This window comes from Mycobacterium sp., from assembly GCF_035640695.1.
Classification (GTDB): domain Bacteria; phylum Actinomycetota; class Actinomycetes; order Mycobacteriales; family Mycobacteriaceae; genus Mycobacterium.
In genome coordinates this window covers 1-14,821 of the sequence record NZ_DASQVQ010000059.1, presented here as the reverse complement: position 1 = coordinate 14,821, position 14,821 = coordinate 1, and the positions used below count along the sequence as shown (strand labels likewise).

The following is a 14,821-nucleotide window of genomic DNA, read 5'->3' as shown; positions in this document are numbered from 1 at the left end:
ACAAAATGGCTACGTGACGACGCGAGACCAGCTCACCGTGATGACGCTAAACATCTGGAACATGCATCGGTGGGAGGAGCGACGCGACGCGATTGTCGACTGGATAAACGCCATCCGGCCCGACCTCCTCGCGCTGCAAGAGGCGGTCCGGTTCAGCGGGCTGTGTCAGGCGACGTGGATCGCGGAGAAGACTGACATGACGGGAATCTTCGCCGCCGCCGGCAGGCATTCCGGTGCCGAGTTCGGCAACGCGGTGCTCAGTCGGCTTTCGGTCGTCGGATCGCGCTCTCGTCGTCTCGCGGACGGGTCGCCCGGCGACGTGGCGCGCGGCGTGCTGACCGTCGACGCCGACCTCCGTGGTCGCCGGGTGTCGTTTTCCTCGACGCACTTGTCGTATCGCTTCGACGACGGCTGGGCGCGAGAACAACAGGTTCGACAGATTGCCGATTTCGTCGGCATGGGTTCAGATGACTTTCCGGCGATACTGTGCGGCGACTTCAACGCCACCGCGGCAGCCACCGAAGTGCGGTTCCTCAAGGGCCTGCACGCACTGGACGGCCGAAGCTTTCACCTCTGGGATGCGTTCGAGGTCGCACACCCCGAGCGGCCCGGCTACACGTGGAGCAATGCCAACCCGTTCGCGGCCGCCGATCAAAACCCGGACCGACGAATCGACTACATCTTCGTCGGAATGCGAACTCCGGACGGAGCGGGCCGTGTGCTGTCCGCGGATGTCGTGTGCAACGAGCCGCGCCGCGGCGCGTGGCCGAGCGACCACTTCGGCGTGGCGGCGGTACTTTCGTGCCCGCGGTTATGAACCGGTGTCGCGCGCCCAGCGGGGCGGCCGCTTCTGCAGGAAAGCAAGCATTCCCTCACGCGCTTCTTCGGAGAGGAACAGCCGGGCCGACTGCACGCTGAGCTCCTCGGCGCGACGGTCGAATCCCTCGAGAATCGCCCTCGTGGTCAGCGCCTTCGACGCCGCGAGCCCCTGCGGTGAGCCGCGCACGAGTTCGGAGGTGATCGCGGCGACCGTCGCCGCGACGTCGTCGGTCGCGACCGTTACCAACCCGATGCGCGCGGCTTCGGCTGGGCCGAATGTCTCGCCGGTGAGGGAATAACGGCTGGCTGCGCGGGCGGTCATCTTCGGCAACAGGGTCAGCGAGATGATGCCCGGCGCGACGCCGATGCGTGCCTCGGTCAACGCGAAGGTGCTCTGTTGGCCCGCGACCGCGATGTCGCAGGCGCCGACGAGCCCGAGCCCGCCGGCGCGGACGTGGCCGTCGATGGCGGCCACCACCGGCAGCGGCAGCTCGAGGATCGCGCGCAGCAGCGCGGTGAGCGCTCTTCCTCGTTCTGCCGCGGCCTCGAACGCGTCCCGGCCGCTGGCCTCGGACAGATCGGCGCCCGCGCAGAACGTGCCACCGGTGTGACCGAGTACCACCGCACGCACATGCGGCTCGGCGGCCGAGTCGCTCAACGCTTGGTGCAGCTGGTCCACCAGCCCCGAAGACAGTGCGTTGCGGTTGTGCGGCGAGTCCAGAGTAATGCGTGCAACCGCGCCTTCGACGGTGTAGTGAACCAGTGTCTTCATCAATACGAGCGTGGCAGGCCCAGCGATGTCTGGGCAACAAAGTTGAGCACCATCTCACGGCTCACCGGCGCGATGCGTGAGAGCCGGGACAGGTTGACGGCCGCGGCAATCCCGTACTCCTTGGTCAACCCGTTGCCACCCAACGACTGCACGGCTTGGTCGACCGCACGAACCGAGGCCTCACCGGCCGCGTACTTGGCGATATTCGCCGCCTCGGCGGCGCCCACGTCGTCACCGGAGTCGTACAACGTTGCCGCCTTCTGCATCATCAGCTTGGCCAACTCGATCTCAATGTAGTTCTGCGCCAACGGATGAGATAGACCCTGGTGCGCGCCGATCGGCGTGGACCACACCTTGCGATTCTTGACGTAGTCGACGGCCTTGTTCAGCGCGAAGCGGCCGCTGCCGACGGCGCTCGCCGCGCCCATGATGCGTTCCGGGTTCAGTCCGGCGAACAGCTGGGCGATCGCGGCGTCCTCGGAGCCGACCAGCGCGTCGGCGGGCAGCCGCACGTCGTCGATGAAGACCTGGAACTGACGCTCCGGGCTGATCAATTCCATCTCGATCGGGGTGTAGGTGAAACCGGGCGTGTCCGTGGGCACGGTAAACAGCGCCGGCCGCAGCTTGCCGGTCTTGGCTTCCTCGGTGCGGCCGACGACGAGCACGGCCTGCGCTTGGTCTACGCCGGAGATGAAGACCTTCTGCCCATTGAGGACCCAGTCGCCGCCGTCGCGGCGGGCGGTGGTGGTGATCTTGTGCGAGTTGGAACCTGCGTCGGGCTCGGTGATCGCAAACGCCATCGTGATCGAGCCGTCGGCGATGCCGGGCAGCCAACGCTGCTTCTGATCGTCGGTGCCGTACTTGCTGATGATGGTCCCGTTGATGGCCGGCGACACCACCATCATCAGAAGCCCGCAGCCGGCGGCCGACATTTCCTCCATCACCAGCGACAGTTCATACATGCCGGCGCCGCCGCCACCATACTGCTCGGGCAGGTTGACGCCGATGAAGCCGAGTTTGCCCGCCTCGCTCCACAATTCGTCAGTATGCTGGTGAGCCCGGGCCTTTTCCAGGTAGTAGTCCTGGCCGTAATTGGCCACCAGCGCGGCGACCGACTTGCGCAGCGCTTGGCGTTCTTCACTTTCGATGAAGCTGTTTTCGGTCACGGTTGGTCCTCTCTAATCCGAAGCTTCCGAAGCTTCCGCCGGTTCCACTCGGGCAAGCACGGCGCCGACGTCGACCTGCCGGCCGACCTGCACATTGAGCTCCGCGAGCACACCGTCACTGGGTGCGGTGATCGTGTGCTCCATCTTCATCGCCTCCACCCACACCACCGGCTGGCCGGCGCTGACAGTGTCACCGACCTGTGCGCCGATCCGGACGACGGACCCCGGCATCGGGGCCAGCAGCGAACCCGGCTCCAGCGCATTGCCGGGCTCGGGGAACCGGGGAATCGCCGCCAGATGCACCGGGCCCAGCGGCGAGTCGACGTAGACCTCGGCGCCGTGGCGCGCCACGCCGAACGGCCGCTCGACACCATCGACCGCCAGCACCACGCGGTCGGTCGTCGCTGAGACGAGCGTCACACCGTCGTCGTCGGGAAGCTCTACGCCGTTGCGGCTGAAGCGGTATCGGATCACGTGCTCATCCGCGCCGGCGCGATGAAAATGCTTGACCTGATAACCCGATGCGAGATTGCGCCATCCGGACGGAACGGCCCTGAACACCATAGCGGTGTTGCGGTTTTCGGCGGCGTCCGCCAAGGCCGCTGCGACGGCCGAAAGTCGGACGGTCGACGGTGTGGCAAGCGCACCGGCGAGCCCCGCCAGCCCGTGGGTGTCGAAGAACGCGGTGTCGGTTTGGCCTGCCAGGAACGCCGGGTGCCGCAGCACGTTGACGAGGAGGTCGCGGTTGGTGCGGACACCGTGCACACGGGCGCGGGCCAGCGCGTCGGCCAGCAACCCCGCGGCCTGGCTGCGGGTGGGTGCGTAGGAAATGACCTTCGCCAACATCGGGTCGTAGTAGATCGACACTTGCGAGCCGTCGACGACGCCGGAGTCCACGCGCACGCCGGTATGGGTCAGCGGCGCGAACGCGGTGGATGCCGTCGACACCTCGAACCGGTGAATGGTCCCGGCCTGTGGTCGCCAATCGCGCGCCGGGTCTTCGGCGTAGAGCCGTGCTTCGATCGAATTCCCTTGCCCGCCAGGTGGTTCGGGCGGGAGGTGAATACCGCTGGCGACCTGCAGCTGCAGCTCGACAAGGTCGAGTCCGGTGACGCATTCGGTGACCGGGTGCTCGACCTGCAGTCGGGTATTCATCTCGAGGAAGTAGAAAGCACCGTCGTCGTCGGCGAGGAACTCCACTGTGCCCGCGCCTGTGTAGCCGATTGCCGCCGCGGCCAGCCGGGCCGCGTCGAACAGCTTGTCGCGCATGCCCGGGGTGCGCTCCACCAACGGCGACGGCGCCTCCTCGATGACCTTCTGATGCCGGCGCTGGATGGAGCATTCGCGCTCGCCGACCGCCCACACGGTGCCGTGCTCATCGGCCAGCACCTGCACCTCGATGTGGTGCCCGGTGGGCAGATAACGCTCGCAAAACACTGTTTCGTCGCCGAACGCCGAGGCCGCTTCCCGCCGAGCGGCCGCGACTTCGCCCGGCAGCGAGGCCAATGCGGTGACCACCCGCATCCCGCGGCCGCCGCCGCCAGCCGACGCCTTGACCAGCACCGGCAGCTGAGATTCGGCAACGGTGGCGGGGTCGAGTTCATCGAGCACGGGCACACCGGCGGCCGACATCATCTTCTTGGCCTCGATCTTGCTGCCCATCGCCGCGACGGCAGCCGCGGGAGGCCCGATCCAGGTCAGGCCCGCATCCGGTACCGCCGAGGCGAATTCCGCGTTCTCCGAGAGGAAGCCATAGCCGGGGTGAATGGCATCGGCGCCGGCCGCCTTCGCCGCGGCGATCAATGCGTCGGCGTCGAGGTACCCGCCGGTGCCCGGCAGCCGCACGCGGGTGTCGGCCTCGGCCACGTGGGGGGATTCGGCGTCGGGTTCGGTGTACACCGCGACGGTGCCGATGCCGAGGCGGCGACACGTCGCGAAGACGCGGCGCGCAATCTCGCCGCGGTTGGCTACCAGCACGGTACGCATGCCCATCACATCCGGAAGACGCCAAAGTTGGAGGTGCCCTTGATCGGCGCGTTCGCGATGGCCGACAGGCACATGCCCAGCACCGTTCGGGTGTCGCGCGGGTCGATGACGCCGTCGTCGTAGAGGCGCCCGGACAGGAACATCGGCAACGACTCGGCCTCGATCTGGGCTTCGATGGCGGCCCGCAGCGCCGCGTCGGCCTGTTCGTCGACCTGCTGGCCGCGCGCCTCGGCGGCGGCACGGCTGACGATCGAGATCACGCCCGCGAGCTGGGTGCCGCCCATGACGGCGGCCTTGGCGCTGGGCCAGGCGAACAGAAACCGCGGATCGTACGCGCGCCCGCACATCCCGTAATGCCCTGCGCCGTAGGAAGCGCCGATCAGCAGGGACAGGTGCGGCACCCGGGAATTGGATACGGCATTGATCATCATCGAGCCGTGCTTGATCATGCCGCGCTCTTCGTACTGCTTTCCGACCATGTAGCCGGTGGTGTTGTGCAGGAACAGCAACGGTGTGTCGGCGCGGTTGGCCAGCTGGATGAACTGCGTGGCCTTCTGCGATTCCTCACTGAAGAGGATGCCGCGGGCATTCGCGAGGATGCCGATCGGATAGCCGTGCAGCGTCGCCCAGCCGGTGACCAGCGACGACCCGTAAAGTGCCTTGAATTCGTCGAATTCGGAGCCGTCGACGATGCGGGCGATGGCCTCCCGCGGGTCGAACGGGATCCGCAGGTCCGGCGGGACGATGCCGAGCAACTCCTCGGGGTCGGCCTGCGGCTCGGTGACCGGTCCCGGTGTGGGGCCCTGTTTCTTCCAGTTCAGCCGGGCCACAATGCGCCGACCGAGGCGCAGCGCATCAAGCTCGTCGACGGCGAAGTAGTCGGCCAGACCCGAAGTGCGGGCGTGCATTTCGGCGCCGCCGAGGGATTCGTCATCGGACTCCTCGCCGGTGGCCATCTTCACCAGGGGCGGCCCGGCGAGGAACACCTTCGATCGCTCCTTGATCATCACCACATGGTCGGACATGCCGGGTATGTACGCGCCGCCCGCGGTGGAGTTGCCGAACACCAACGCGATGGTGGGAATACCGGCGGCCGACAGCCGGGTCAGGTCGCGGAACATCTGGCCACCGGGGATGAATACTTCCTTCTGGGTGGGCAGATCGGCGCCCCCGGATTCCACCAGCGAGATCACCGGTAAGCGGTTCTCGAAGGCGATTTGGTCGGCCCGCAAGGACTTTCGCAGCGTCCACGGGTTGCTGGTGCCGCCCTTGACGGTGGGGTCGTTGGCGACCAGCATGCATTCGACGCCGCTGACCGAGCCGATTCCAACGATTACGCTCGCCCCGACCTGAAATTCGCTGCCCCACGCGGCCAGCGGGCTCAGTTCGAGGAATGGCGAATCCGGGTCGAGCAGCAGTTCGATGCGTTCGCGCGCGGTCAATTTTCCGCGGGCGTGGTGGCGGTCGACGTACTTCGGACCGCCGCCGGCCAGCGCCTTGGCGTGCTCGGCGTCGATCTCGGCGAGCTTGGCCGTCATCGCCTCGGCCGCCTCCAGGTAAGCCGGCGAGGCGGCGTCCAGCGTGGACCGCAGCACGGTCATGACTGGTATCCGAGCGTCTTGGCGGCGAGGGCGGTGAGGATTTCAGTGGTTCCGCCGCCGATGCCGAGGATCCGCATGTCGCGGTATTGCCTCTCGATTTCGCTTTCTGCCATGTAGCCGAGGCCACCGAACAGTTGTACGGCCTGGTTGGCCACCCACTCGCCGGCCTCGACCGCGGTGTTCTTGGCGAAGCACACGTGCGGAATCAGGTTGGTGGTGTCGCCGGCGAGTTGGCGCTCGACGACATGGTGGGTATACACCCGCGCGACGTCGATGCGACGCGCCATCTCGGCCAGCGTGTTCTGCACGGCCTGCCGCGAGATGAGCGGTCGCCCGAACGTTTCCCGGTCGCGACACCACTGGACGGTGATGTCGAGGCAGCGCTGCGCGCTCGAATACGCCTGCGCGGCAAGGCCGACGCGTTCGGACACAAACGCGGCGGCGATCTGGGAAAAGCCGGTGTTCTCGCCGCCGATCAGGTTGGCGGACGGAACCCGCACGTCGGTGTATGACAGTTCGGCGGTGTCCGAGGACCGCCAACCCATCTTGTCGAGTTTGCGGGTCACCTCAAATCCCGGGGTGCCCTTTGCGACAACGATCAGCGATACCCCGGCGGCGCCCTGCCCGCCGGTGCGCGCGGCGGTGACGATGTAGTCGGCGCGCACTCCCGAGGTGATGTAGGTTTTGGCGCCGTTGATGATGTAGTCGTCGCCGTCGCGTCGGGCGCTGGTGCGCAGGTGCCCGACGTCCGACCCGCCGCCGGGTTCGGTGATCGCCAGCGCGCCGATCTTGTCGCCGCGCAGCGTGGGCCGAACGAATTCGTCGATGAACCGTTGATCGCCCGAGGCGATCATGTGGGGCACCGCGATGCCGCAGGTGAACAACGAAGCAAAGACACCGCCCGGCGTACCGGCATAGTGCATTTCCTCGCAGATGATCACCGAGTCGGCGCCATCCCCGCCTCCGCCACCCACCGATTCGGGCAGGTCCGCGCCGAGCAGACCCGCGTCGCCGGCGCGCCGGTGCAGATCGCGTGGCAGTTCGCCGACGCGTTCCCACTCGTCGATGTGCGGCAGCACTTCGCGTTCGGCGAAGGCGCGCACCGTCTTTCGCAGCTGCTCGCGTTCCGGCGTCGACCAAATGCTCATGGCAGCAGGGTTTCCGGTATGTCGACGTGTCGGCTGCGCAGCCATTCACCGAGGCCCTTGGCCTGGGGGTCGAACCGAGCCTGATAAGCCACGCCCGCACCAAGAATGCCCTCGATGACGAAGTTGACTGCCCGCAGGTTCGGCAACACGTGGCGGGTGATCGGCAGGTGCGCCGCCTCGGGCAACAGCTCGCGCAGCTTCTCCACCGTCAAAGCGTAGGCCAGCCAACGCCATTGGTCGCCGGTGCGCACCCACAGTCCGACATTGGCGCTGCCGCCCTTGTCGCCGCTGCGGGCGCCGGCGATCACGCCGAGCGGTAGCCGTCGAGTCTCCCCGAAGGGAAGCGGTTCGGGCAGCGCGAAGGGCGGGACGGGCAGCAGCTCTCGGGTCTCCGCGGCCGCAGGGATCTCGGTGCGGCTACCGTCGGCATGAACGGCAATATGTGGCACCGCGTCGGCGGGCACCCAGCCGGCGTTGAAGACGCCATACACCTGGCCGTCGCCTGGTGGTGCGGTCGTGTGGAAGCCCGGATAGCTCGCTAAAGCCAGTTCGACAGCGGCGCTGGAGAATTGGCGGCCGACGTTAGCGGGATCCGGGTCGCGCGCTACGCACCGCAGCAGCGCGCTGGCAGCCTCTTCGGTGTCGGCGTCGGGGTGGTCGGTGCGCGCCAGCGTCCACTCAAGCTCCGCTGGTTTGACGGTCAGCCCGGTTTCGAGCTGGCGCCGCACCAGTTCGGCCTTGGCATCGATGTCCAAACCGGTCAGCACGAACGTCATCTCGTTGCGGAATCCGCCGATGGTGTTCAGCGACACTTTCAGCGTGGGCGGCGGCGGTTCACCCTTGACTCCGCGCACCCACACGCGGTCGGGTCCGTCGTCGCTCAGCTCGATCGTGTCGATCCGCAGCGTCACATCGGGGTTGGCGTAACGGGCGCCGGTGACCTCGTAGAGCAGTTGCGCGGTCACGGTGCCGACGCTGACTTGCCCGCCGGTGCCGGGATGTTTGGTGATCACCGACGAGCCGTCGGCATGTACCTCGGCGATCGGGAATCCGCCATGGGTCAGATCCGAGATTTCGGTGAAGAACGCGTAATTGCCGCCGGTGGTCTGCACCCCGCATTCGATGATGTGGCCCGCGGCCACCGCGCCGGCGAGTTGGTCGTAATCGGTGCGCCCCCAGCCGAAGTGCGCGGCGGCGGGCCCGACGATCACCGAGGCGTCCGTGACGCGTCCGGTCACTACGACGTCGGCACCGCTGTTGAGACAGTCGACGATGCCCCACGCGCCGAGGTAGGCGTTGGCCGCCAGCGGTGTGCCGACGCCAGATGTCGCCGGCCCCCCGGCTGCGAGCCCTAATTCGGCCGCCCTGGGCAGCAGGTCGTCGCCCTCGACGTGGGCCACGCGGGCCGGCACGCCGAGCCTGTCCGCCAGATTGCGCACCGCGTCGGCCAGCCCCGCCGGGTTCAGCCCGCCGGCATTGGCGACGATGCGCACCCCAAGATCATGGGCAAGACCGAGGCAGTCCTCGAGCTGGGTCAGGAAGGTCTTGGCGTAGCCGCGGTCCGGCGCCTTGGCGCGGTCGCGGGCCAGGATCAACATCGTCAGCTCGGCGAGATAATCGCCGGTGAGGTAGTCCAGGTCGCCGCCGGTCAGCATTTCGCGCATCGCGGCGAGCCGGTCGCCGTAGAAACCAGAGCAGTTGCCGATACGGACCGCACTCGATCCCCGAGTCGCTTCGCGCCTGCCCGCCGAAGCCTCCTGGTTCACCCGGACCTCCCTCCGACGGCATCGTCGTCCCGACCAACCGGTAGGTTACCGCTCGGCGTGCCGGGGACCACAGCGCCCTCCTCCCGGCCGGGCCGCACTTTGGAATCCGACCTGGTTGCCAGCTATCCTTGCTGGTAATTGTCGCCGCAGTCGTGTCCCCGCGGCAGCATCCGAGAAGGAGAAGCTCGATCATGGCCGTGCCCAAGCGCAGGATGTCGCGTGCGAATACTCGTAGTCGGCGCGCGCAGTGGAAGGCGAAGCGCCCGGAGCTGGTCAATGTCACCGTTGCGGGTCAGCAACATAAGGTGCCGCGCCGTCTCCTGAAGGCTGCCCGGCTGGGTCTGCTGGATCTCGACCGACGCTGACGCGGTCTGTCACCCCGCTACCCGGCGCGCCTCTCAGGTGCCTCTCAGGGGATGCGTAGACACTAGTGGCCGTGCGGATATTAGTCGTTGACGACGATCGCGCCGTACGGGAGTCGCTGCGTCGCTCGCTGTCCTTCAACGGGTACTCGGTGGCGCTGGCGCAAGACGGTGTCGAGGCCCTCGATGCGATCGCCAGCGACCGTCCCGATGCCCTCGTCCTCGATGTGATGATGCCGCGGCTCGACGGCTTGGAGGTCTGCCGCCAGCTGCGCAGCACCGGCGATGACCTGCCCATCTTGGTGCTCACCGCGCGTGACTCCGTCTCAGAGCGGGTGGCGGGTCTCGACGCCGGTGCCGACGACTACCTGCCCAAGCCGTTCGCGTTGGAGGAGCTGCTGGCGCGCATGCGTGCGCTGCTGCGGCGCACCACGCCCGACGACACCGCGGAATCGGTCGCGATGACCTTCTCGGACCTCAGCCTCGATCCGGTAACCCGCGAAGTCACCCGCGGCCAGCGGCGCATCAGCCTGACCCGCACCGAATTCGCGCTGCTGGAGATGCTGATCGCCAACCCGCGGCGAGTGCTGACGCGAAGCCGCATCCTCGAGGAGGTGTGGGGATTCGACTTCCCGACCTCCGGGAACGCCCTCGAGGTCTACGTCGGGTACCTGCGGCGCAAGACCGAAGCCGAAGGCGAACCGCGGCTGATCCACACCGTGCGCGGGGTCGGCTACGTGCTGCGTGAAACCCCTCCCTGATGTCGCTTTTCCGGCCACGACGGCACGCACCATTGTCGGCGACCAGCTCCCTGTCGCTGCGCTGGCGAGTGATGCTGCTCGCCATGTCGCTGGTCGTGATGGTGGTCGTGCTGGTCGCGGTTGCCGCGTTCATCGTGGTTTCGGCGTCGCTGTACAGGAATGTCGACGACCAACTGCAAAGCCGCGCCCGGCTGCTGATCGAGAGCGGCTCGCTCGACGTGGACCCCGGGAAGGCCATCGAGGGCACCGCGTACTCGGATGTCAACGCGGTGCTGTTCATTCCCGGGCGAGCGATCTACACCGCCAACCAGCAGGGCCAAAGCCTGCCGGTCGGTCAGCCGGAAAAGGACGTCGTCAGCGGCGATCTGTTGCTATCGCTGCGAACGGCCAACCATCAGCGCGTGCTGGCCCAGCGGCTCAACAACGGCAGCACGTTGATGCTGTCCAAGAGCCTGACGCCCACCGATATGGTGCTGCGTCAACTCGGCACGGTGCTGCTGATCATCGGCGGCATGGGGGTGGCGATCGCGGCCGTGGCCGGCGGGATGGTGGCCCGCGCCGGGCTGCGGCCGGTGGTTCGACTCACCGACGCGGCGGAACGCGTCGCGCGCACGGACGATCTGCGTCCGATTCCGGTGTCAGGTAGTGACGAATTGGCTCGTCTGACGCAGAGCTTCAACATGATGTTGCGCGCTCTCGCCGAATCGCGTGAGCAGCAGGCACGGCTGGTCACTGATGCCGGACACGAGCTGCGCACGCCGTTGACGTCGTTGCGGACCAACGTCGAGCTGCTAATGGCATCGATGGCTCCGGGAGCCCCGCGCCTTCCGGAGAGCGAGATGGCCGATCTGCGAGCAGACGTCATCGCGCAGATCGAGGAATTATCCACGCTTGTAGGTGATTTGGTAGATCTGACTCGTGACGAAGCCGGCGATGTGGTACACGAACCAGTCGACATGGCCGATCTGATAGACCGGAGCCTGGAACGAGTTCGGCGGCGCCGAAACGATGTTGATTTCGACGTCGACATCGTCGGTTGGCAGGTCTACGGTGATGCGGCCGGGTTGTCGCGTGCAGTGCTCAACTTGCTGGACAACGCGGCGAAATGGAGCCCATCGGGAGAACGGGTCCGGGTGTCCCTACGCCAAGTCGATCCGTCACACGCTGAATTGCTCGTGGCCGACAAGGGCCCGGGCATTCCCCCGCAGGAGCGGCGTCTGGTGTTCGAACGGTTCTACCGGTCGGCCTCGGCGCGGGCTTTGCCGGGTTCGGGCCTTGGTTTGGCGATCGTTAAGCAGGTCGTGCTGAAACACGGTGGCGTGCTTCGCCTAGAGGACACCGTTCCCGGTGGGCAGCCGCCGGGTACCTCTATATATGTGTTGCTGCCGGGCGTGCCCATGCCGACAGCCTCGGTGCCGACCGTGCCGCTCGAGAAATTCGCTGGCCCTGCCGGGGAGAATGGAGAAAAGTCTCGGAATGTATCGAGCGACATCTCAGTTGATTCTCAGTCGACGGGCGCAAAGTAGTGGCACCCACTGTGCAGTTCCGAGGCAAACTCGAGAAAGAGCGACAATAAGATGACGAACCACCCGAGGTATTCGCCACCGCCGCAGCAGCCGGGTCAGCCGTATGGTGCGAATCCGCCTGTCGGCCAGCCGTATTCGGGTCAGCCTCGGCCAGCCGCCCCGCAGCAACCCTATGACTGGCGATACGCGCAGCAGCCGTACCGGCAGCCCTACGACCCGTATCGTGATTTGCGTCACACTCAGCCCGCCGGGCCCCCGCCGGGGCCGCCGCCGCAGAAGCGGTCTCGTGGCGGTGCCCTGGTGGCCGGAGCCGTCGCGGTGGCGGTGGTTTCCGCGGCGATCGGTGGCGGCGTCGCGTTGGCAGTTCACCCGAATCGCCCCGCGACGAGCGCACTCGGCGCCGCGCCCGGTGCGGCGCCCAGCCAGCCCGCCGCCAGCCTGCCCGCCGGCTCGGTGGAGCAGGTCGCGGCCAAGGTCGTGCCAAGTGTGGTGAAACTCGAGACGAATCTGGGTCGTCACAACGAGGAGGGCTCGGGCATCGTCCTGACCGCCGACGGGCTGATCCTGACGAATAGCCATGTGGTCGCCGGCGCCAAGGGTGGTCCAGGAGTGCCGGCTGGACCGGTTGGCCCGGGCGGACCGGTTGGCCCGAGCGGCCCCGGTGGTCCTGGTGGTCCTGGTGGTCCTGGTGGGCCAGGTGCCGCGCAGACGACGGTGACTTTCGCCGACGGCCGCACAGGGTCATTCACCGTGGTTGGCACCGATCCAGCGAGTGACATAGCCGTCGTTCGGGCGCAAAATGCCTCCGGCCTGACGCCGATCACGTTGGGTTCATCGTCGAATCTGCGTGTCGGACAAAACGTCGTTGCCGTCGGCTCGCCGCTGGGCCTGGAGGGCACGGTGACATCGGGCATCATCAGCTCGCTGAACCGGCCGGTGTCCACCGCGGGCGACACCGCCAACCAGAACACGGTGCTGGACGCGATCCAGACCGACGCCGCGATCAACCCCGGCAACTCCGGTGGGGCGCTCGTCAACATGAATGGCGAACTCATCGGCATCAACTCGGCGATTGCGACCATGGGCGGTAGCGACTCCCCGGACTCGCAAAGCGGTTCGATCGGGCTGGGCTTCGCTATACCCGTCGATCAGGCCAAGCGCATCGCCGACGAACTGATTGCGTCTGGTACTGCATCGCACGCGTCACTGGGCGTGCAGGTGAGCAACGACGCGAGCGCCCACGGCGCCAAAATCGTCGAGGTGACGAATGGCGGCGCGGCGGCCGCGGCCGGCTTGCCCAGCGGCGTGGTGATCACCAAGGTCGATGACCGGGTTGTCAATAGCGCCGACGCGTTGGTCGCAGCGGTTCGGTCGAAGGCGCCCGGCGACAAGGTGACGCTGACGTACCTCGACCCGTCCGGCAACCCGAAGACGGTGCAGGTCACGCTCGGTAAGGCGCAGCAGTGATGAGCCTCACGGGTGAAGAACGCGCGAGGCTCAGGGTCGTCCCGGGTGAAGGATTAACGACGGTGATGAGAGTGGCCGCGCCGCTGTCTGCGCTCGGATATACGGTTGCAGGCATGGGACAGCCAGGGGAGCTGGTGGGCCGGGCGCTGGTCGTCGTCGTTGACGACCGCACTGCTCACGGCGACGAGGAGGATCACAGCGGACCGCTGGTCACCGAGCTGCTCGGCGAGGCGGGATTCGTGGTGGACGGCGTCGTCGCGGTGGCCGCTGACGAGGTCGAGATCCGCAACGCGTTGAACACCGCCGTCATCGGGGGAGTGGACTTGGTGGTGTCGGTCGGCGGCACCGGGGTGACGCCACGCGATGTGACACCCGAGGCGACCCGCGACATCCTCGACCGCGAGCTGCTCGGCATCTCGGAGGCGCTGCGCGCCTCTGGTCTGGCCGCCGGCATCATCGACGCCGGCTTGTCCCGTGGACTGGCCGGCATCTCCGGCAGCACGTTGGTCGTCAACCTTGCCGGGTCGCGGTACGCGGTGCGGGACGGCATGGCGACGCTGAATCCGTTGGCGATCCAGATCATCGGTCAGCTGTCGAGCCTGGAAATCTGAGCGCCTGCGCGAGCATTAGGCCGTCTAGGTAGCTAACTTGCGTAGTTCGGTCGAATATCAGTCGACCGGTTGGATATGTAGCAAAGTCGCAACCTCTGCATATGCCCTGGCCGAGAATTATCGCCGAGGCACGAAGTGTAGGAAGCAGTGAATGCTCTGTGAATGTGACCTTCGTCACACCCACCGCTGCTGGGTGGCGATGATCGCGCTTTGGGCGCCTGCCAGCTAAGGTGGACGTGCCGCGTAGGCGAATCGTTAGCAACTCGTATTAGTGATTGTGTCGGGCGCATTTGCAGGCGTTGCCGATCGTCTGTCGCGTCGACACTACGCAGCAAGCTGCGAGAATGCTGCTTGACGCTTAGAGTGGTTGGCTCGTCAAATTCGGGTGGTCGTCGTTCGCCTGGTGCGCTGAACGCGATCCTCCCCACTTGTAGCAAACAAGATCGTGCCATAAGGGCGGATGGGCCGTTGGAGCGTATGCGTTGCCGACGCGATGGGGCCCCGTTATGTTCCTCGTGTCAAACAATGAGGTTGGCCTAAGAGCACTCTGTGAGGATGTTCATTTGGTGCTCTTGTGGCATGTGATGGCAGACATTTGACCCAGCACGAACAACAGATGGGGCGGCTGTGACAAGGTCGCCGTCGACACCAGGGGAGAAGATGAAGGTTATCGCTCGGGTGCTGGTCGCTCTGACTGCCGCGTTGGCGGCGTTGTTCGTGAGTACGGGCACCTCTCACGCGGGTTTGGACAACGAGCTGAGCCTGGTGGATGGCAAGGGCCGCACAATGGTGATCCAGCAGTGGGACACCTTCCTCAATGGTGTGTATCCGTTGGA

Annotated in this window: 12 protein-coding genes and 1 pseudogene; 7 read left to right on the top strand and 6 right to left on the bottom strand. The window is 66.6% G+C overall.

Features of this window, described 5'->3' with window-relative positions:
* The first annotated feature begins 13 nt into the window (after positions 1-13).
* Positions 14-817, top strand: coding sequence for an endonuclease/exonuclease/phosphatase family protein (locus VE759_RS06930; RefSeq protein WP_324929530.1), 804 nt, complete (start codon positions 14-16; stop codon positions 815-817).
* Here the strand turns inward: VE759_RS06930 and VE759_RS06925 are convergent.
* The 6 genes from VE759_RS06925 to VE759_RS06900 are packed head-to-tail and all read right to left on the bottom strand — an operon-like array spanning position 812 to position 9,258.
* Complete coding sequence (locus VE759_RS06925) at positions 812-1,591, bottom strand: enoyl-CoA hydratase family protein (RefSeq protein WP_324929528.1); 780 nt, start codon at positions 1,589-1,591, stop codon at positions 812-814. The genes VE759_RS06930 and VE759_RS06925 overlap by 6 nt on opposite strands.
* On the bottom strand, positions 1,591-2,757 hold the full coding sequence (locus tag VE759_RS06920; RefSeq protein ID WP_324929526.1) for an acyl-CoA dehydrogenase: 1,167 nt from the start codon (positions 2,755-2,757) through the stop codon (positions 1,591-1,593). The genes VE759_RS06925 and VE759_RS06920 overlap by 1 nt, the downstream gene beginning before the upstream one ends.
* A 12-nt stretch (positions 2,758-2,769) precedes the next feature.
* Entirely contained in the window at positions 2,770-4,749 is a 1,980-nt protein-coding gene (locus VE759_RS06915; RefSeq protein ID WP_324929524.1) for an acetyl/propionyl/methylcrotonyl-CoA carboxylase subunit alpha, read from the bottom strand.
* Positions 4,749-6,338, bottom strand: a complete 1,590-nt coding sequence (locus VE759_RS06910) for an acyl-CoA carboxylase subunit beta (RefSeq protein ID WP_324929633.1) — start codon at positions 6,336-6,338, stop codon at positions 4,749-4,751. The genes VE759_RS06915 and VE759_RS06910 overlap by 1 nt, the downstream gene beginning before the upstream one ends.
* 2 nt (positions 6,339-6,340) lie before the next feature.
* Complete coding sequence (locus VE759_RS06905) at positions 6,341-7,492, bottom strand: acyl-CoA dehydrogenase family protein (protein ID WP_324929522.1); 1,152 nt, start codon at positions 7,490-7,492, stop codon at positions 6,341-6,343.
* Positions 7,489-9,258, bottom strand: coding sequence for an acyclic terpene utilization AtuA family protein (locus VE759_RS06900; protein WP_324929520.1), 1,770 nt, complete (start codon positions 9,256-9,258; stop codon positions 7,489-7,491). The genes VE759_RS06905 and VE759_RS06900 overlap by 4 nt, the downstream gene beginning before the upstream one ends.
* Positions 9,259-9,449: 191 nt before the next feature.
* Here VE759_RS06900 and rpmF point away from each other — a divergent pair, with 191 nt between their 5' ends.
* The 6 genes and pseudogenes from rpmF to VE759_RS06870 all read left to right on the top strand — a co-directional run.
* Positions 9,450-9,623, top strand: coding sequence for a 50S ribosomal protein L32 (gene rpmF, locus VE759_RS06895; RefSeq protein WP_324929518.1), 174 nt, complete (start codon positions 9,450-9,452; stop codon positions 9,621-9,623).
* Positions 9,624-9,694: 71 nt separating this feature from the next.
* A complete protein-coding gene (gene mprA, locus VE759_RS06890) occupies positions 9,695-10,381 on the top strand; it encodes a two-component system response regulator MprA (RefSeq protein ID WP_324929516.1) in 687 nt (228 codons plus the stop codon).
* Positions 10,381-11,907, top strand: a complete 1,527-nt coding sequence (locus VE759_RS06885) for a HAMP domain-containing sensor histidine kinase (protein ID WP_324929514.1) — start codon at positions 10,381-10,383, stop codon at positions 11,905-11,907. Before mprA ends, VE759_RS06885 begins: the two co-directional genes overlap by 1 nt.
* Before the next feature lie 51 nt (positions 11,908-11,958).
* Entirely contained in the window at positions 11,959-13,374 is a 1,416-nt protein-coding gene (locus VE759_RS06880) for a S1C family serine protease (RefSeq protein ID WP_324929512.1), read from the top strand.
* Positions 13,375-13,439: 65 nt separating this feature from the next.
* Positions 13,440-13,985: a MogA/MoaB family molybdenum cofactor biosynthesis protein gene (locus tag VE759_RS06875; RefSeq protein WP_324929631.1), complete on the top strand. Its 546-nt coding sequence runs from the start codon at positions 13,440-13,442 to the stop codon at positions 13,983-13,985.
* Between the two features lie 660 nt (positions 13,986-14,645).
* Positions 14,646-14,821, top strand: a pseudogene (locus VE759_RS06870) (porin); the annotation flags it as partial.